We start from the raw sequence: 19,196 nt of genomic DNA on the forward strand, positions 1-19,196 counted from the left end.
GGATGTTGTTGGGAAGTGAACGAGGTCGGTGGTGGGTTGGGTTGGCCCGCGGTGGTTCCCCCGCCACCCCGGCTCGCGCAATTGTTTCGATGCCTCGTTTGCTTTGTCAAGGCGGGAAAGATGCCTTGACAAAGCAAACGAGGCACGAAGGGCGCTGGGGATGGGGGCGGCGGGGGAAGTGTGTGCCGGGTTGGTTGCGTGCGTCTACTTGCGTGCCGTAGTGGGTCGAGGTTCGTAGGAAAGACGGTGCCTCCACACCGACCGGCCTACCGCAGGTGGCCCACCCCATCTCTCTCGAATAGGTCCTCCGCCGTCGAGGGCCTCAACAACGGTTCGGGGATATTGAGCAGTTCCAAAGCCTTCTTGCCCGCCTCATATCCCAACGTCCGATAGGCCTCGAACTGCTCGTCCGTGAACATCTGCTGGCTTGTCGAGTGGTTCGGAAACCGGCGATCTCTCCTCTTGAACGCCTGGAGATCCCAACTGGATCCCGCCGTCAGCACGGCCTTCGCGTAGACCAGCTTCGCCTCCTGGTCAGGCATCGGGTACCGGACCGAGCCGGCCACCGCCATGCTCTGGCTCAGGCCGTCGGAATCCGGCATCACCGGTCGGGGATCCAGGTCTACGTCGGCGCTCAGTTCGCTTCTTGCCAAAGCGATGGCGCGTCCGATGTCCAACCCGTCGCCGGTTTGATCGCAGGTTGCGTCGAAGCACAGCACGTGGGTGCAGCGTCGTCGCAGCAGTTCTACCAACCCTAGGTTCTCCCAGTGCCCCCCATCGGTCAGGTAGATGTACCGGTGGGTCGACTTGGCCCCACCTAGCGCCTCCCGCAGCACGTACAACGCTCCTGGCTCGTGCCATCCATCGCGGATCGAGTTCCACAGCCTCGCACCTATGCCAGGGCGTTCGGTGTCGTCCGAGGCCGTCGACTGCCAGTTCCGGTGTCGGGGGTTCTTGATCCACACCCCTAGCCGGACGTTCGTCAGCGCCATCAGGAAGCGCAACGGTGGATAGGTGAAGCGGCCCATCAGCGGTGACAGCGCGGCCCCGGACACCGCCATGATCGACGGCAACGTGAGTTGCGTGCCCGCCAAACCGGCGCGGCCCTCGAACCGTTCGGTGGCGTGGTACTTGAACAGTGGTCCGCCGCTGCGATGCGATTCGAAGGTGAACGACTCGGCGAAGCGGCCGACCGGTACGTCGTCCGTCGTCAGGTTGACCGCGCAGCAGACCACCAGCTTCGGCATCCGGCGGTTGCCCTTCGGGGACAGTTCGGAGAAGTACAGCTTCTCCTCGTACCCGATCGGCTCGGCGACGATCCGGTTGCCGTCCCTGCGCCGCTTCAGCGCGAACGCGCTGTTGAGCCGCTCGCGGTAGAACAGGTGCATCGAGTAGCGCCGGTTGTGCACCTTCACGGCCATCGCCAGCACGATGACGACCGCGAGGACGAGGCCGACGGCGTCGCCCGCGGTGTGCAGGCCGTGGCGGGTGGAGTACTCCAGTGACGAGAGCAGCGGTACGAGCAGGAGGCCGGCGCTGGAGATCGACGACAGCACGAGCATGAGCCGCAGGGCGCGGAAGCGTCTGCCGAGCATCAGGGCGATCACGGCGAGCACGCACGACACGAGCAGCCACACGATGGCGATCACGATGCGGCCGCCCGCTGTCTGGAACGACTCCGGTCGTTCGTCGACGAACGTCGAGAGCAGGCTGGTCGACGACGTGGCGTACACCTCGGCCAGCGGTGGCAGGAGCAGGCAGACGCCGACCGCCGCGGCGCCGGTGAGCAGCAGCGACGCCATGCGTTCGGCGTGGGACTCGCCGTAGTTGCCCGGATGCCCGTCCTTGAACCAGCGCCGGTACGCGACCAGCAGGATCGCCAGGCCGACGCACACCGACGCGGCGATCAGCAGGACGGTGAGCAGCGAGGACTTGGGCAGCGCCAGTCCGTTGAGCCGGAGGTCGGCCAACCGGACGCCGAGCAGGTGCAGGAGCCAGCCCGCGACCCGCCCGATGATCATGGCGCACAGCACGAACGGCAGGTAGTTGAGGACGAACCCGTAGACGACGCTCGCCGCCATCCACAGCTTGCCCGCGCGGCCGGGCGCGAGGTAGTCGGTGTGCTGGCGCAGGTACCGCTCCTCGGGGGAACCCCGGCCCCACGGCGGTTTCCCGTTCTCGCAGTCCGGGTCGGTGTGGGCCGCGGAGATCGTCAGCGCGCTGGCGACGTAGTTGCCGCCGGACACCGCGGCGAGGTATTCGGCGCTTTGCAGGACTCCCTGCTGCTGCAACGCCTGGAGGGCGCCGAGGTTGAAGGCCGCCGACCTGATCCCGCCGCCGGACAGGGCGATCCCGATCCGGATGTCCTGGGGCGGCGAGTCGGCGTACTCCTCGGCGAGGCTGGGCAGGTCGTGCGTGGTGCGTGGTGCTAATGGCATGTCAGTCCCGGTTCACGTTCCGGTGTAGCCGAACGAGTGTCGGTAGTCCTCGCCCTTCGGGTCGCAGCCGTAGGGGTACGTCGCGTGCGCGCGGGCCGCCCGCAGCCGCGGCAGCGACCGCTCGTGCAGGAAGCGGGTGAAGAGCGGGTGGAAGCAGAGGACGTCGACATCCTCCTGGACGGTCAGGTTGTAGTCGAACGTGTACTGGAAGTGCGCCTTGTTGTACCTGCCGGTCTGGCCGAACCGGACGCCGACGGCGCCGAGGGTGAACAGCATCGAGAGGAAGTCGTCGAAGTCGAGGCCGGTCAGCCTCCGGATGCCCTGCTGGTTGTAGACCTTGTGCAGCTCGCTCGCCGGGAAGGAGATGTCGAGCCTGCCGGTGAGCTGCCGCACCCCCGCCGAGGCGAACGGGAACGACGCGAGGTGCGCGTTGAAGATGCCGCTGACGAGGAGCTGCTCCGCGTGCCTCGTGCCCGCGCGCACGGCGTCGGCGGTCACTGCCCACGGCGTCGACCCCCGGTCGGTCCGGCAGAACACGCTGTTGAGGATCTGGATCAGGTGTCTGGGCAGCAGTTGGGTGTGGCGCAGCAGGTACGCCAGCGGGTCCTCCTCGATGTCCAGGCCGCTGAGCATCCGCGCGGGCAGCGCGGCCCGGAGCAGGGCGATGGCCGGGTCGGACTCGTCCACCTGGTCGGCCCGCCGCCGCAGCCGCTCCAACTGCTCGGGGTGACGGGTCTGGAGGAAGAGCATGAGCCTCGTGCCGGTGAGCCGCAGCAGTTCCGGCGCCGTCCAGTAGATCTTCAGGTACCGGCCCTGGAGGTCCTTCTCCGGTGCGGCCGCGATCTCGTGGATCTTGTCGAACAGCTCGGACGGCAGGCAGATCTGCGTGCCGAACGGGCGGTTGCCGGGGTTCATCGCGATCAGCCTGCCGACGCACCGGAACAGGCCCGCCAGCACCTCGGTCAGCTCGTGCAGCCGGACGTGCAGGTCCTCCAGGTTGTCCATCACGATGACCGGCGTCTCCACCCGGCCGTCCAGCACGGTGTGCATCGCGGCCCTGGCCTCGTCGAAGCGGATCCCGCCGCTCGTGACGCCCGCGATGGTCTCCTGGAGGCCGATCGAGGGCCGCTCGGCCGCGTGGCGCAGCAGTTCGGCCAGGAAGTGCTCCGCCACGATCGTGGGGTCCGCGGGCCCGGTCGGCCTGCCGACGTAGTCGGACAGGATCTGCAATTCGCGCGCGGGATCGCGGCGGGACGCCGTCCGCCAGGCGTGGACGAGCGCGATCTGCTCGAACAGCGCCTGCCAGATGTCCGCCCTCTGGTCGACGAAGAGGGGCCCGTGCGCCCGGCTGTACTCGCGCAGGACCTTCGACATCGCGTGGTAGACGCTGTCGGTCTTGAGCACTTCGCTCAACGGCCTGCCGGAGATCGACGAGCCGACGAGGAACGCGGTCTTGCCCGCTCCTTTGCGCCCGATGATGTACGTCGGCCGCGTGTCCGCCACGGTTTGCGCGTAGATCAGGTTCGTCCGGTCGAAGAGGCGATCGACATTGGCCAGCCCGTGGTGGACGACGGATTCCGTGTCACCGGGCCCGAAAGGCCGCTGGTCGGTCAACACCTGCCTCAGACCGTTGTGCTGGTGTGGTTTGCTCCTGCTGACCACTGCTTCTCCACTGGTCTGACTGGTGGTTCGATGCGGGGTTCTCGACGTTTTTATACCCTTCCCGGTCGTATTCGGTGGTTGATTTTCGAGGTCGGCTCACTCGGATGGAGCAGAATTGTTCCCACGATCGGATGGTATGTGCCGTGATATCGCGGAATCCGCATTGTCGCGTTGTTCGAGTCCAATTGAAAAGGAATCGGGTGAATCGGTTCGTGACCCGGTGGCGTCCGTTGCGCGTCGGCGGTTCGCGTCGGACGTGAAGCCTCCGCTGGACTGTGGCACCTGGTGAGCCACCCTGGCTCATGCCTGCTGACCTGCGCGGATGGCCGTAGTTGCCACTCGTGGTGCCAAAATGGTGCCAACTGGACTTGCGGTGGTGCCATCGATGCGTCATAGTTGTGCCATGGACCTGAGCACATATGTCGACAACCTTGGTCGCGAACTGGCGCTCCTGGCCGAGACCGGCGGGGACGACGCCCGTGCGCTGGTCGAGCGCCTGAGCGGAGCGCTGGAATCGGCGATCCGGTTGACGCTGCTGGAGACGCTGTCGGCCGCCGCCGACGAGATCACCCTCGACCTGGCACCCGGTTCGGTCGAGCTGCGCCTGCGGGGCCGCGACCCGAACTTCGTCGTCACACCCCCGCCGTCCGAGCAGCCGGAGGCGGCCCCGGAAGCCGCTCCCGCCGTGCGGGTCGAGGACGTCCCGGTGGCCGAGGACGGCGCCACGTCCAGGATCAACGTCCGGCTCCCGGAGCAGTTGAAGGCCGCCATCGAGGAGGCCGCCGCCAAGGAGGGGCGTTCGGTCAACGCGTGGCTCGTGCGAGCCGCGTCGGCCGCCCTCCAGCAGCCGGACCGCCGCCCCGCGCCGGAAAGCACCGGCAAGCGCACCCAGCAGCGCTTCACCGGCTGGGTGCAGTAACCCTCCCACCAGCCAGAACTCGAATCCGACACACTCACAGGGGACAGCCATGCCCATTTTCGACACGCCATCGCCCATCGACGTGACCATCGAGATCCCGTGGGGGGACATCCGCGTCATCGCGACCGACCGCGCCGACACCGTGGTCGAGGTCCGCCCCGCCGACGACCAGAGCCCGAAGGACGTGGAGGGCGCCGACCAGACCCGCGTCGAGTACGAGAACGGCAGGCTGCTGGTCAAGACGCCCACGGGCGGGCTGACCTACGTCTGGAAGAAGTGGGCGGTCGACGTCCGGGTCGAGGTGCCCACCGGGTCGAGCGTCCGCGGCCAGACGGGGATGGGCGACGTCCGCTTCACCGGCGTGCTGGGGGAGTGCCGGATCAAGACCGGCACCGGGCACGTCGACGTGGACCGGACCGGCCCGCTGCGGCTGCACACCTCGACGGGCAACGTCACCGTGGAAGCGATCGACGGTGACGCCGACGTCTCGACGGCGTCCGGCACCCTCCGGATCGGCGAGGTCGGCGGCGGCGCCGTGGTGAAGAACTCCAACGGGCCCAGCACGATCGGCAGGATCGCGGGTGACCTGAAGCTCCGCGCGTCCAACGGCGACATCACCGTCACCGAGGCGGGCGCGGGCGTGGACGCCAAGTCCGCCAACGGGTCCATCCGGATCGGCGAGGTGGTCCGCGGCACCGTCGTGCTCAAGTCCGCGATGGGCGACATCGACCTCGGCATCAGCGAGGGCACGGCCGCCTGGCTCGACGTGCACACCTCCTCCGGTCGTCTGCGCAACTCGCTGGACGAGTCCGCGGCACGGCCCGAGGCGACCGACACCGTCGAGGTGCGCGCGGACACGTCGTGCGGCGACATCACCATCCACCGCTCCTGACCACGAAGGCGGATCCCATGAACACCAGACCACCGGCGATCGTCGTCACCGGGCTGCGCAAGTCCTACGGCGACAAAGTCGTCCTCGACGGCATCGACCTCCACGTCCCGCGCGGCACGATCTTCGCGCTGCTCGGCCCCAACGGCGCGGGCAAGACCACCACCGTGCAGATCCTGTCCACGCTGATCGGCGCGGACGGCGGCCTGATCTCGGTCGACGGCCACGACCCCGCCCGCGAACCGGACGCCGTGCGCGCCGCGATCGGCGTCACCGGCCAGTTCTCGGCCGTCGACAACCTGCTGACCGCCGAGGAGAACCTGATCCTCATGGCGGACCTGCACCACCTGGGCAGGCCCGAGGGCAGGCGCCGCGCCGCCGCCCTGCTGGCGCGCTTCGACCTCACCGACTCGGCGAAGAACCTGGCGTCGACGTTCTCCGGCGGCATGCGGCGGCGGCTCGACCTCGCCATGGGCCTGGTCGGCGACCCGCGCGTCGTGTTCCTCGACGAGCCGACCACCGGGCTCGACCCGCGCAGCCGCCGCGACATGTGGCAGATGATCCGAGACCTCGTCGCGGGCGGCGTGACGATCTTCCTCACCACCCAGTACCTGGAGGAGGCCGACCAGCTCGCGGACCGGATCGCGGTGCTGGACCACGGGAAGCTGGTCGCGGAGGGCACGGCGGGCGAGCTGAAGCGCCTGGTCCCCGGCGGTCACGTGAGCCTGCGCTTCACCGACCCCACCACGTTCGACGCCGCCGTCCGCACCTTCGGCGACGTCCCCCGCGACGACGACGCCCTGGTCCTGCGGGTGCCGAGCGACGGGGGAGTGGCGTCCCTGCGCGGCCTGCTCGCCCGCCTCGACGAGCAGGCCATCGAGGTCGCGGAGCTGACCGTGCACACCCCCGACCTGGACGACGTCTTCCTCGCCATCACCGGTGAACCCCAGCACGAGAAGGAATCCGTGAGATGACCACCCACGCCCTGGCGGACTCCGCCACGATGCTGCGCCGCCAGTTGCGGCACATGAAGCGCTACCCGTCCCTGACGTTCATGCTCGCCGGCATGCCCGTCGTGTTCCTGCTCCTGTTCGCCTACGTCTTCGGCGGCGCGCTGGGAGCGGGCATCGGCGGTCCGACCGGCGGCCGGGCCGACTACATCGACTACCTGGTGCCCGGCGTCATCCTGATGACCGTGGCCGCCGCCGCGCAGGGAACGGCGATCTCGGTCGCCATGGACATGACCGAGGGCATCGTCAACCGGTTCCGCACCATGGCGATCTCCCGCGCCTCCGTGCTGACCGGGCACGTGCTCGGCAGCCTCGTCCAGACGATGATCAGCATGGTGATCGTGCTCGGCGTCGCGCTGCTGATCGGCTTCCGGCCCACCGCAACGCCGGTCGAGTGGCTCGCGGTGATCGGGGTGCTGGTGCTGCTCACGTTCGCGCTCATCTGGCTCTCGGTCGCGCTGGGCATGGTGTCCGAGAGCGTCGAGACCGCGAGCAACCTGCCCATGCCGCTGATCCTGCTCCCGTTCCTGGGCAGCGGTTTCGTGCCCACCGACTCGATGCCCACCGCGCTGCGGTGGTTCGCCGAGTACCAGCCGTTCACGCCCGTCATCGAGACGCTGCGCGGTCTGCTACTAGGCACGCCGATCGGCGGCAGCGCGTACCTCGCTCTCGGCTGGTGCGTCGTCATCGCCCTCGGCGGCTACCTGTGGGCGAAGAAGCTCTACAACCGCACGCGCTGACCGAAGTCCCTGGGGGAGAAGCCATGCACCACACCACGACCATGCCGACGGGACGCCCGACGGGCTGCCCCTTCGACCCACCCGCCGAACTCGCGGCATTGCGCGACGAACAGCCGCTGCGCCCGCTGCTCTACCCCGACGGCCACGTCGGCTGGCTGGCCACCGGCCACGCCGCGATCCGCGCGGTCCTAGCCGACCCGCGGTTCAGCTCCCGGCCGGAACTGGCGCACTTCCCGTTGCCCCGCGAGGGGTTCGACGGTGAGATGCCGCCCGTCCCGCCCGGCATGTTCATCAACGCCGACGCGCCGGAGCACACCCGCTACCGCGGTCTGCTGACCGGCAGGTTCACCGTCCGCCGCATGCGCCTGCTGTCCGCGCGCGTCGAGGAGGTGACCGTCGAACACCTCGACGCCATGGAACGCCGAGGCCCGTCGACGGACCTGGTGACGGCGTTCGCCCAACCGATCCCCGCGCTGATGATCTGCGAGCTGCTGGGAGCGCCCTACGCCGACCGGGACTTCTTCCTGGAGCACACGGCCACGTTCAACGACCACGAGGCCACGGCGGAGCGGCAGGCGGAGTCGATGGCGGCGTTCGGCGGCTTCCTGCACGACCTCGTGCTGGCCAAGCGCGCCCGGCCGACGGACGACCTGCTCAGCGACCTCACCGAGACCGACTTGACCGACGAGGAACTGGCGAACGTCGCGTTCCTGCTGCTGGGAGCGGGGCTCGACACCACCGCCAACATGATCGCGCTGGGCACGCTCGCGCTGTTCACCAACCCCGACCAGATCGCGCTGCTGCGCGCCGACCCGGACCGAGCCGTCGAAGAGCTGCTGCGCTACCTGAGCATCGCCCACACGGGAGTCCGCGTCGCGCTGGCGGACGTCGAGCTGGACGGGCACCTGATCAAGGCGGGCCAGACGGTCACGATCTCCCTGGAAGCGGGCAACCGCGACCCGGCGAAGTTCCCCGACCCCGACCGCCTCGACCTGTCCAGGCACGCCGCGGGCCACCTGTCCTTCGGCCACGGGATCCACCAGTGCCTCGGCCAGCAGTTGGCGCGCGTCGAGATGCGCGTCGCCCTGCCCGCGCTGTTCGAGCGCTTCCCGACCCTGCGGCCGACCGTCGCGCCGCGGGACGTGCCGCTGCGGTCGGACGTCGACATCCTGGGCGTGCAACGCCTTCCGGTCACCTGGGACGTGCCGTGAGGGTCTCGGTGGACCGGGAGAGGTGCGTCGGGGCGGGCATGTGCGTGCTGGCGGAGGCCACGGTGTTCGACCAGGACGAGGGCGACGGCACCGTGCTGCTGCTCGACCCGACACCCGCGGTGGAGCGGCGGGCGGGCGTGCGGGAGGCCGCGGCGGTGTGCCCCTCCGGGGCGGTCACCCTGCTGGACGGGTGAGCTGGCGGTCCGTTGTGGGGCGGCAGGTGGGGGAGGCTGCGGGGCGGTCGCCGTCGAGGACGGTGAGCTGACGGTCCGCTGTGAGGCGGCAGGTGGCGCGCGAGGCCGCGTGGGCGCCGACCGTCCGTTGTGGAGCGGCAGGTGGGCGAGGCCGCGGGGGCGGTCACCTGCCTGGAGGGGTGAGCGTGCGGGCGCTGTACGTCCGGTGTGGAGCTTCCGGCGCGCGGAAGCTCCACGGTGGACGAGACGTCAGGCCGGGATGACGAGGACCTGGCCGGGCTGGATCAGGTCCGGGTTGTCGAGGCCGTTGGCGTCGGCGATGCGCTGGTACTGGTTGCCGTCGCCGTAGGCCTTCTCGGCGATGGCCCACAGGGTGTCGCCGGGGTCGACGGTCCACGTCTGCTGGGCCGGGGCGGCGGGTGCTTCCTCGACCGCGGCGGGAGCGGGCGTCTCGACGGCGGCCGGGGTCGGGACCGGGCGGGGGTTGTCGGTGTTCGTGCCCGACGCCCAGGTGCTCGTGCCGCCGCTGTTGTAGACGACCACGTTGCGGTCGGCCTGCACGACGAGCCGGGAACCGGGGTTGCCGCTGGTGTCGCTCGACCACACGGAGTTGCCGGAAGCCGTGTAGAGGACGAAGTTGCCGTCCTCTTGCAGGGTGGCGGTGGTCGCCTCGGAACCGTTGGTGCCGGAAGCCCAGACCACGTCGCCGCCGTCGTTCAGGACCAGGTTGCCGTCCGCCTGGAAGACGAGCGAGTAGCCGTTCTCCGAGTCGAGCGACTGACCGACCGCGAGGTTCTGCCCTGCCTGCAAGGTGTCCACTTGTTGAGCCTCTTCCGAATTGATCAACGAATCACCGCGACCTTACCGCCATTCGGACCACGCCACCGGACGGCGCCCCACGACATCACCCCACCGGGCGGCAGGACGAGGCGGATGGTGCGGACGGCGCGGGAGCAGTCGGCCTGGCGGCGTGACGGTTGGTGTGCAGGCGGAAGTGGTTCTGGCGTGGGGAAGTCGACTTGGCGGCGGTGGCGGGGGTGGCGGTCGATCTCACCGTGTGGCAAGCAGTCTGGCGGTTTCGGGCGGTCGGCGTGACCCGCTCGTGTGGCCGCCCGTCCTCCTGGTGGGGCCCCACCAGGAGGACGGGCGGGTCAGTCCGTGAGGCTGGTCAGTTCGGCCAGCACCTCCGAGGTCGTGACCGGGTCCAGGTCGTCGAAGGTCTGGCCGCCCGCGTGGAGGCTGACCCCGAGCAGGTGCTGCACCGGCCACTCGTGCGGCACGCCCACCGCGATGCCCGGCGAGAGCGCCACCTCCACCACGCCGCCTCCCGGCAGCGGCCTGGTGATCTCGTGCTCGAAGCCCGCGTCCATCGGCGCGCCGCGCGACCAGCCGCGCTTGGTCAGGCCCAGCAGCCTGCCCACGTCGACCTGGAGCCCCTTGAAGCGGTCGAGCACCACCGCCGTCCGCTCGTCCTCCTCCAGCCGGTGCACGGGACGCCCCAACTGCCGGAACGGTTGGAGGATCTCGTAGTCCGCGAACACCTCGGCCCACGCGGCCACCTCGGCGCCCAGGTGCAGCGGGTGCGCGACGCCCACCAGCGCGTCGTCCGGCAGGTCGAACCGGTTGTCGTGCACGTCCGCCAGGGAACGGTCCTCCGCCGTCCGGAACGAGCGGCCGTCGGCCGTCGTCCACACGAGCCGCCGGACCACGTGCCACAGCAGCGGGTGGCCCGCCAGGTACTCGCGGAACTCGGCCGCGGGCCAGCGGCGCAGCGTCACCATCGACCGTTCCAGCCTGCTGATCTGGTCGCCCGCGATCGTGCGGACGTCCTTCTTCACCTGCCCGAACCGCTTGTGCTCGGCCGGAGCCAGCTCCGGGTTGTCCTTGGCCCCCGGCTTCGGCAGGTCCTTGAGCCGCTTGCCGGTCTCGTCCAGCACGAACGGCTTGAGGTTCTCGTCGAAGCCGACGGTGAACCGGCGCGGCCCGTAGTCGATCGTCAGCGTGGACGCGTCGTCCAGGCCGAAGTCGGGGACGAGCCGGTCGGCCAACTGCTCGGCGGTGAGCCCCAGCGCCGCGGCGACCTCGCCGATCTTCTCCCGCGCGCGCTCCTTGAGACCGGCGAACCTCACCCGCTGCGCGATGCTGTTCAACGCCCCCAGCGCCGCGTCGGTGCCGATCGCGGCCAGCACGTCCAGCCCGGTCACCGCCCTCTTGTGCTGGGCCTCGCCCGGCCACGCCCGGATCAGCGGCGTCAACGCGCGCGCCACGGCGTCGTCGCCGAGGAGACCGAGCGCGGTCAGCACCCAGCCGTCCTTCGACGGCATCCCGTTCAGCCTCCACAGCTCGAAGAGCTCCCACGAGAACCGCGCCAGCGACTCCTCGTCGCACGCCGCGCGCACCACCTCCAGACCGGCGTACACGTCGTCCAGGGTGCACAGCGCCAGTACGGTCAGCAGGTGGCGGACGGAGTCCGCGGGCAGCGCGAGCCCCGTTCCGCGCAGGACGACCGGCGGCAGCACGGCAGGCGCCGCCCACTCGCCGGGCACCGGGACCGCCTTGGGCAGCACCAGCAGCGGGTCCACCGACAGGAACCGGTCGATCGCCTCCTCCGCGGCGGGCCCGTACTCGCCCGCCGCCGCCCGCGCCTCCACCGGGATCAGCCGCAACGCCTTCTCGGCGGCCCGGCGCTGCGCCCCCGCGGGCCCCACCGCGTCCGGCACGAGGAACCTGGCGGCGGCCAGCGGGTGGCGCCGCAGCCACCGGGTGCCGATGTCGCGGGCCGTCTTGAGCCGCAGCAACCAGTCCGCGACGAGCCGCGCGGTGTCCAGCGACACCAGCGGCAGCACCAGGTCCTCCATCTCGTCGCGCCGGTTCGGGGCGAGGTGGAGGGCGACCGGGAGCGCGTCGACGCCGAAGCGCGCCAGCACCGCCTTGGCCATCAACCCGCTCGACCACCGCGCCTGGGGACGCCACCCCGACACCAGCGGCCGGAGCGCCTCGACCGGGCCCGCGAAGAACAGCACGTCGTCGCCGTACCTCGGCCGCCCGCCGGAGCGGTACGCCTCGATCTCGTCCTCCCACACCACGTCCCCCAGGTAGTGGGGGAACGTCACCTCCGCCCACGCCTCGCGCTCGCCCGGCTCCCACTCCACCGCCCGGTGGTCCGCGGCGGTGAGCCCCTTGACCACCGCGGGTTTCACGGGCTTCCGCGCCACCGTCCACGGTGGATCGACCAGGACGGCGGGCAGGGCGGCGGCGGGCGCCTCCCGGACGGCCGCCCGCGCCGCGCGCGCCTCCTCGACGAACGCGCGCGCCTCCTCGGGGAGGTCGGCCTCGGCGGCCAGATCGGGGTAGGACCTCAGGTGGTGCCTCAGCACGGGCCCGCCCGCGACGGCGAAGCGCTCCAGCGCGAGCGCGGGGTAGCGGCGGCCCATGTCGAGCAGGGCGGGCAGCACACCCTGCTCGGCCACCCTGGCCAGCAGCAGGTCGAACGCCTCCGCGGTCGGGAACTCGACCACCGTCTCCAGGATCCGCTCGCGGAAGTACGCCTCCAGGTCGGGGTTCAGGAGGGGCACGAGCGTGGGGGCGAGCGCGACGCCCACCGCGTCGGCGACGGTGAACACCACCTCCTTGTCGTGGAAGCTCCACCACATCGCGTGCGTCTTGACCGCCCGGTCCAGGTTCTCGACCGAGCCGATCGAGAACAGCAGCGCGTACTTGTCCGTCTGGGTGCTCGTCCACTCGACCCGTTCGTACGCCTCGTCCACCCAGCCCCGTTCGCTGGGCAGCAGGTACGCCGCGGCGACCACGGGCCGGATCCCGGTGCGCAGCGGCCCCACGGCGGACACCGCGGCCTCGTACTCGGCCTCCGGGGCGGCGGCCAGGAACGACCGCACCTGGCGCATCACCCCGCGCACGGGCCAGGACGTGCCGTTCGGCCTGCCCTCCGGCGGGATGTGCCACAGCACGTGCCGCTTCCGCGGGTAGTGCTCCCGGTACACCTGCACGCTGAACGCCTCGACGGCCGCCCGCGCGGCGAACGGCAGCCCGTGCTCCGCGACCCAGGCGGACGCCACCAGCCCGAGCACGTCCCGCGTCGCGGGGTTCTCCTCCGCCAGGACGGCGACCGCCGCCGCGCCGAGCGGTGTCGCCTCACCGGCCAGGTAGGCGCGGGCCGCGGCGACCAGCGGCGCCTCGCTCTCCGGCCCGGCGAGCACGCCCTCGATGTCGGCCATCGACTCCGCCAGCGCGGCCCGCACCTTCTCCGGCGCGGTGGGATCGACCGCCACGGCGGCAGGCACCCCGCCTCCGCGCCGCACGTGCACGTGCGGCCGCCACGCCTTGGGCACGGCGAACACCGCCTCCGCGGAGGGTCTCGGCCCGCCCACCTCGACGTACCCCTCGGCTTCCTTCTCCAGCACCGATTCCTCGACGTGCGCGACCGCGGCCGCCTCCGAGTCGAACACCGCGGTCGTCGACCGCCCGGCCGCCCCCGACCGTCCAAAGCGGACGGAGACCTCCTGCTCCGCGCGGCCGACCTCCCAGAACCTGGCCGTTCCGCCGTTGACGAGTTCCCACCTGCGCACGCCGCTCCCCTTGTCCTGTCCGGATTCGGCGGAACCCTACCGACGGGGTCCGACAATTCCGGGGGACGAGCGGACGGCGCAGGTCAGAAGCGTTCGAACCGGAACGGGGCCAGCACGCCGCCCTGGTCGTCGCCGAGCACCTCGGCGGCCACCAGGTCACCCGCGTGCACGCTCAGCGTCGCGCCGCTGTGCGAGACGGCGAAGTGGAAGCCGGGCACCGCCTCCGCCCGGCCCAGCACGGGCAGGCCGTCGGCCGGGATCGGGCGTTCGCCCACCCGGACGCTCTCCACGGCCGTGTCCCCGAGACCGGGGTAGAGCGCGCGCCCCGCCGCGACCACGTCGTCGACCGCCGACCGGTCGACGGTGATGTCGCCGGTGTCGGACACGTGCACCGCGCTGTCGCCGTCGTGCGTGTGCAGCAGCAGCCGCCCGGCACCGTCGGGGCGGAGGTGCACCCGTGGCGCGTGCACGACGCGGGACACCCACACGGCGGCCGGCGCGGTGTACACCAGCACCCCGTGCGTGTTGCTCATCGGCAGCGACAGGCCCACCATCGCGGCGACCTCGGCCGCCCGCGGGCCCGCGCAGTTCACGACCGCGTCCGCGTCGATCTCCCGACCCGACGCGAGCCGGACCGCGCGCACCGCGCCCGAACCGGTCTCCAGCGCGGTGACGGCGTCGCCGCGCACGACCTCGGCGCCGCGCGAGGCCGCCGCCGCGAGCAGGTGGCCCACCAGCCGGGTCGGCTCGACCCAACCCTCGCGCGGGAAGTAGGCGATCCCGTCCTCCGGCAGCGCGGCCGGGTCCATGTCGGGTTCCAGGCGCAGCACGTCCGCCCGGTCCAGCCACCGCGCCTCGTACCCGTAGGACTGGACGCCCGCGACCTTCCCGCGCAGCCGCTCGCGACCGGCGTCGTCGTCGGCCCACTCCAGGTTGCCGCCCTCGTGGTACCAGTCGCCGAGCGTCGCCAGCCGCCGGTGGGCCTCCATGCTCGCCACGCTGAGGTCGTGGTACGCCCTGGGTTCCTTGCCGCACGAGTTGGTCCACGAGAACGTGGCGCCCGAGGTGCCGCCCGCGGGCGCTCCCGAGTCCACGACGGTGGCGCGGGCGCCGCGCCTGGTCAGGGATGCCGCCACCGCGGCGCCGTAGACACCGGCACCGATCACCACCACGTGCTCGACCACCCTCGAAACCTGGCACGGCCGCCGGGCCCAGTCAACCGCCAGGAGTCGTTGCGGACAAAGGACTTCGGCTCACGCTTCGGGGGGAACGGGCCGTGCTCACGCGTCCGGGTCGGCGAGCCCGATCCGGTGGGCCAGCACGACGGCCTGGACGCGGTCGCGCAGGTCCAGCTTGGCGAAGATGCGCGACACGTACGTCTTCACGGTCTCCCTGCCGAGGAAGAGCGCCGCGGCGATCTCGGCGTTCGAGAGCCCGTCGGCGACCAGCCGCAGCACCTCGACCTCCCGCGCGGTCAGGCCCGCCAGGGTCTCCTCCCGCCGCCGTCGCGTGCCTCCGTCGTCGCGGATCCGCTCGCCGAACCTGCCGATCAGGGCACGGGTGACCTCGGGCGCCAGCAGCGCGTTGCCGGAGGCCACGGTCCGCACCGCCGCGATCATCTCCTCCGGCGGGGTGTCCTTGAGCAGGAACCCGCTCGCCCCCGCCCGCAGGGCCTCGAACACGTACTCGTCGAGGTTGAACGTCGTCACCACGAGCACCTTGGCGCGGTCGACCGCGTCCGGCCCGGCGATCCGCCGGGTGGCCTCGATGCCGTCCAGCTTCGGCATCCTGATGTCCATGACGACGACGTCGGGCCGCAGCCGCAGGGCCTCGGTCACCGCCTGGACGCCGTCAGCGGCCTCGCCGACGACCTCCAGGTCGCTCTGCGAGGACAGGATGGTCACGTACCCCGCGCGCATCATGGCCTGGTCGTCGCACACCAGCACCCTCGTGGTCACACGACCTCCGGTCGGATCGGCACCCGCGCGTGCGGGACGAACCCGTCGCCGTCGCGGCGCCCGTCAGCAGGCCGCGCGTGCCAGGGGAGAGCGCTCCCACGCGGTCGGGACATCACGGCCGGGAGTATAGGGAGGACGGTCGGTGGGCCGGGTGCCCGCTCGTCAGGTGGTCTCCTCGGACCGGCGGTGCTCCCGGTCGTCCGGGTCCTCGGGCCGTGGACCCTGCTCGCCGTCGGCCAGTGGGAGCAGGGCGTCGCCCCGTTCCTCCGACTCCCGCAGCACGGCCTCGGCCTGCGCCTCCGGGTCCGCGCTCCCACCCGCGGCTTCTTCCTCCGGCAGCAGGTGGGCGCGGGACGCCACCTCGTCCTCACGTGGGCTCATGATCCCGAGTCTGCCACCGGTCGGCGGTGCGGGCAGGTCGGCTCAGACGTGGTCGGGCAGGGCGCGGGCGACCTCGTCCGGGGACGGCATGAGCGCGATCTCCTCGGCGACCGCGCGGGCGGCTTCGCGGTGCCCGGCGTGCCCCAGCAGGGACAGGACCTGGTCGGCGACGGCGTCCGCGGTGACGTCCACCGGCGCGAGGCTGAGCCCGGCACCCGCCGCCGTGACCGCGTCGGCGTTGGCGAACTGGTCGGCACCCTGCGGGAGGAGCAACTGCGGGGCGCCCACGGCGAGCGCGCCGAGCGTGGTGCCGCTGCCGCCGTGGTGCACGACCAGCGAGACGTGCGGCAGCAGGTCCGCCTGCGGCACCCAGGCCTCCGCGGTCACGCCGTCCGGCAGGTCGCCGAGCTCCTTCACCGGCACCCGGCCGGTGGCGACCACGACGCGCACGCCGAGGGTGGTCAGCCCCCGGATGGCCGTGGTGAGCAGTTCCGCCGTGCCGAACGCGGTGCCGAGCGTCAGGTAGACCAGCGGTCGCGACCCGCTCGGGGCGGTCCAGCCGCTCGGCGTGGAGTACGGGACGGGGCGCAGGGCGATCCGGTCCGCGGTGGCGAGGAAGTCCTTATCCTGCAAGGACGGCGGGCAGATGTCGACGTGCGGGGCGCCGGGCGCCGGGACGGCGAGGCCGATGTCGTCCGGGAACATGCGGCCGAAGCCGTGCCAGAGGCTCGGGATGCCCGCTCGCCGCGCGGCGACCGCTCCCGCGGGCAGGCCCCACTCGTGCGCGAGACCACCAAGGCCAACCAGGACCAGGACTGGCTGAAGTCGAACCTGGCGCGCATCTCCGGCCTGATGCAGGGGCGCCGCGACCTCGCCGTCGTCGCCGAGCTGATCATGGACGAGCTGACGCCGCTGGTGTCCGCGCAGTACGGCGGCTTCTACCTGGCCGACGACAGCCCCGACGACCCCGAGCTGCGGCTGATCAGCTCCTACGGCCACCCCGACGGCCCGGACGACCACCGCCGCACGCGGTTCCGCTTCGGCCAGTCGCTGGTCGGCCAGGCCGCGCGCAGCCGTCGCACGATCGCGGTGGACGACGTGCCCGCGGACTACATCACGGTGTCCTCCGGGCTCGGCCGGACCGCGCCCGCGAACCTGGTCGTGCTGCCCATCGTGGTCGAGGAGCAGGTGCTGGGCGTCATCGAACTGGCGTCGGTGCACCGGTTCACCGCGATCCACCGCGACTTCCTCGACCAGCTCATGGAGACCGTCGGGGTCAACGTCAACACCATCGTGGCCAACGCCCGCACCGACGAGCTGCTCGGCGAGTCGCAGCGCCTGGCGGCGGAACTCCAGGCCAGGTCGGGAGAACTCCAGGTCCGGCAGGAGGAGCTCCAGCGCTCCAACGCGGAACTGGAGGAGAAGGCGGCGCTGCTGGCCACCCAGAACCGCGACATCGAGGCCAAGAACCTGGAGATCGAGCAGGCCCGCCAGGAGTTGGAGGCCCGTGCGCAGCAGTTGGCGCTGGCGTCGAAGTACAAGTCGGAGTTCCTGGCCAACATGAGCCACGAGTTGCGCACCCCGCTCAACAGCCTGCTGATCCTCGCCCAGCTCCTGGCCCAGAACCCCGGCCGCAACCTCACCCCGAAGCAGGTCGAGTACGCGGGGATCATCCACTCCGCCGGCTCGGACCTGCTCCAGTTGATCAACGACATCCTGGACCTGTCGAAGGTCGAGGCGGGGAAGATGGACATCACCCCCGAACAGGTGCCGCTGCGCAGGCTGCTCGACTACGTCGAGGTGACGTTCCGGCCGATGACCACGCAGAAGAACCTCGGGTTCGAGGTGACGACCGCACCCGGTGTCCCCGCCGAACTGCTCACCGACGACCCGCGGCTGCGCCAGGTGCTGCGCAACCTGCTGTCCAACGCGGTGAAGTTCACCGAGACGGGCAGCGTCCACCTGCGCATCGAACCCGTCGACTCGGCCGAGCTGCCCGCGTCGGTGCGCCACCACGGTTCGGCCATCGCGTTCCGCGTGGTCGACACCGGGATCGGCATCGCCGAGCAGCAACTGGAGTCGATCTTCGGCGCGTTCCAGCAGGCCGACGGCACCACCAGCCGCAAGTACGGCGGGACCGGGCTGGGGCTGTCGATCAGCCGGGAGATCGCCTACCTGCTCGGCGGGGCCATCGAGGCCGAGAGCACCCTCGGCCGGGGGAGCGCCTTCACGCTCTACCTGCCCGTGGCGCGCCCGGACTTCCAGGCGCCGCAGCGGCCCGCGAGGGCGCACCCCGTCCTGCCCACCCGCTTCGTCCGGACGCCCGCCCCCGAGCCGCAGGCCGAGACCCCGCACCAGCGCAGGCTGCTGGTCGTGGAGGAACGGGCGCGCGGCCTGCTCTCGCTGGTCGCCGAGAGCGCCGTCACGGCCCTCGCCGACAGCCGCGACCCGCGCGGCCCCGTCGAGGTCGTCACCGCGGTCGGAGCCGCCGACGCGGCGGCCGCGCTGGCCGCGCAGGCGTGCCACTGCGTCGTGCTGGAGCTGGACATGCCGGACGGGGCGGCGGTGGCGTTCCTGGAGGCGATGGACGGCGACGCGGCGCTGCGCGGCGTTCCGGTGCTGGCGCACAACAACCGGCGCCTCGACCCGGAGCAGGAGCGCCGCCTCCAGTCGCGCACGGGCAGCAGACCGCTGGAGCTGCTGTCCGGTTTGGACGAACTCCGGGAGCGCATCGCCCTGCACCTCACCGCCGAGGCGCCGGGCGATGTGCTCCCACTGGTGCGCGCCGAGGAACCCGTCGTCCCGGCCCCGCGGCGGCACGATGGGAAGCTGACGGGCCGGACCGTGCTGATCGTCGACGACGACGCCCGCAACCTGTTCGCGCTGAGCAGCATCCTGGAACTGCACGGGGTGGACGTCGTGCACGCCGAGAACGGCCGCGAGGCCATCGAGGCGCTGTCGGGACCGGCGTCGGTCGACCTGATCCTGATGGACGTGATGATGCCCGAGATGGACGGCTACGCGGCCACCACCGCGATCCGCGCCATGCCCGAGCTGGCGCGACTGCCGATCATCGCGGTGACGGCGAAGGCCATGCCGGGCGACCGGGAGAAGAGCCTCGCGTCCGGGGCGAACGACTACGTCACCAAGCCCGTGGACGCGGACGACCTCGTGGCGTGCATCCAGCGCTGGCTGGACACCTGAGCGA

General features: G+C 71.4%; 13 protein-coding genes and 2 pseudogenes. 7 read left to right on the plus strand and 8 right to left on the minus strand.

The window, feature by feature from the left end; all coding sequences use genetic code 11:
- Positions 1–266: 266 nt before the first annotated feature.
- Both NZH93_RS21555 and NZH93_RS21560 read right to left on the minus strand, forming a co-directional pair.
- A complete protein-coding gene (locus NZH93_RS21555) occupies positions 267–2,438 on the minus strand; it encodes a hypothetical protein (protein ID WP_259624957.1) in 2,172 nt (723 codons plus the stop codon).
- A 12-nt stretch (positions 2,439–2,450) separates the two neighbouring features.
- A complete protein-coding gene (locus NZH93_RS21560) occupies positions 2,451–4,100 on the minus strand; it encodes a P-loop ATPase, Sll1717 family (protein WP_372506736.1) in 1,650 nt (549 codons plus the stop codon).
- A 403-nt stretch (positions 4,101–4,503) separates the two neighbouring features.
- Here NZH93_RS21560 and NZH93_RS21565 point away from each other — a divergent pair, with 403 nt between their 5' ends.
- The 6 genes from NZH93_RS21565 to NZH93_RS21590 are packed head-to-tail and all read left to right on the plus strand — an operon-like array spanning position 4,504 to position 9,063.
- On the plus strand, positions 4,504–5,019 hold the full coding sequence (locus NZH93_RS21565) for a YlcI/YnfO family protein (protein WP_259624959.1): 516 nt from the start codon (positions 4,504–4,506) through the stop codon (positions 5,017–5,019).
- A gap of 49 nt (positions 5,020–5,068) precedes the next feature.
- Positions 5,069–5,911 carry a DUF4097 family beta strand repeat-containing protein gene (locus NZH93_RS21570; RefSeq protein WP_259624960.1) on the plus strand — a complete coding sequence of 281 codons (843 nt, stop codon included), beginning with the start codon at positions 5,069–5,071 and terminating at the stop codon, positions 5,909–5,911.
- A 17-nt stretch (positions 5,912–5,928) separates the two neighbouring features.
- Complete coding sequence (locus tag NZH93_RS21575; protein ID WP_259624961.1) at positions 5,929–6,882, plus strand: ATP-binding cassette domain-containing protein; 954 nt, start codon at positions 5,929–5,931, stop codon at positions 6,880–6,882.
- Positions 6,879–7,658: an ABC transporter permease gene (locus NZH93_RS21580; RefSeq protein WP_259624962.1), complete on the plus strand. Its 780-nt coding sequence runs from the start codon at positions 6,879–6,881 to the stop codon at positions 7,656–7,658. Before NZH93_RS21575 ends, NZH93_RS21580 begins: the two co-directional genes overlap by 4 nt.
- A gap of 23 nt (positions 7,659–7,681) precedes the next feature.
- Positions 7,682–8,869: a cytochrome P450 gene (locus NZH93_RS21585; RefSeq protein WP_259624963.1), complete on the plus strand. Its 1,188-nt coding sequence runs from the start codon at positions 7,682–7,684 to the stop codon at positions 8,867–8,869.
- Positions 8,866–9,063 (plus strand): ferredoxin, encoded by a 198-nt coding sequence (locus NZH93_RS21590; RefSeq protein WP_259624964.1) that lies wholly within the window; start codon positions 8,866–8,868, stop codon positions 9,061–9,063. Before NZH93_RS21585 ends, NZH93_RS21590 begins: the two co-directional genes overlap by 4 nt.
- A gap of 249 nt (positions 9,064–9,312) precedes the next feature.
- Here the strand turns inward: NZH93_RS21590 and NZH93_RS21595 are convergent, their stop codons facing one another.
- The 6 genes and pseudogenes from NZH93_RS21595 to NZH93_RS21620 form a co-directional block, all read right to left on the minus strand.
- Positions 9,313–9,882, minus strand: a complete 570-nt coding sequence (locus NZH93_RS21595; RefSeq protein ID WP_259624965.1) for a LysM peptidoglycan-binding domain-containing protein — start codon at positions 9,880–9,882, stop codon at positions 9,313–9,315.
- A 332-nt stretch (positions 9,883–10,214) separates the two neighbouring features.
- Positions 10,215–13,649, minus strand: coding sequence for a WGR and DUF4132 domain-containing protein (locus tag NZH93_RS50750; protein WP_259624966.1), 3,435 nt, complete (start codon positions 13,647–13,649; stop codon positions 10,215–10,217).
- An 83-nt stretch (positions 13,650–13,732) separates the two neighbouring features.
- Positions 13,733–14,833: an NAD(P)/FAD-dependent oxidoreductase gene (locus NZH93_RS21605; protein ID WP_259624967.1), complete on the minus strand. Its 1,101-nt coding sequence runs from the start codon at positions 14,831–14,833 to the stop codon at positions 13,733–13,735.
- 96 nt (positions 14,834–14,929) lie between these two features.
- The gene (locus tag NZH93_RS21610; protein WP_259624968.1) at positions 14,930–15,607 is read right to left on the minus strand and encodes a response regulator transcription factor; all 678 of its coding nucleotides are present in this window, start codon (positions 15,605–15,607) and stop codon (positions 14,930–14,932) included.
- A gap of 162 nt (positions 15,608–15,769) precedes the next feature.
- Entirely contained in the window at positions 15,770–15,988 is a 219-nt protein-coding gene (locus NZH93_RS21615; protein ID WP_259624969.1) for a hypothetical protein, read from the minus strand.
- Between the two features lie 42 nt (positions 15,989–16,030).
- Positions 16,031–16,816: pseudogene (locus NZH93_RS21620) on the minus strand (glycosyltransferase); the annotation flags it as partial.
- On the opposite strand from NZH93_RS21620, the pseudogene NZH93_RS21625 reads away from it, so the two are divergent.
- Positions 16,769–19,192 (plus strand): annotated as a pseudogene (locus NZH93_RS21625) (response regulator); the annotation flags it as partial. The pseudogenes NZH93_RS21620 and NZH93_RS21625 sit on opposite strands and share 48 nt — an antisense overlap.
- Positions 19,193–19,196: the final 4 nt, after the last annotated feature.

Source organism: Umezawaea endophytica (assembly GCF_025061645.1).
In the GTDB taxonomy this organism is placed as follows: domain Bacteria; phylum Actinomycetota; class Actinomycetes; order Mycobacteriales; family Pseudonocardiaceae; genus Umezawaea; species Umezawaea endophytica.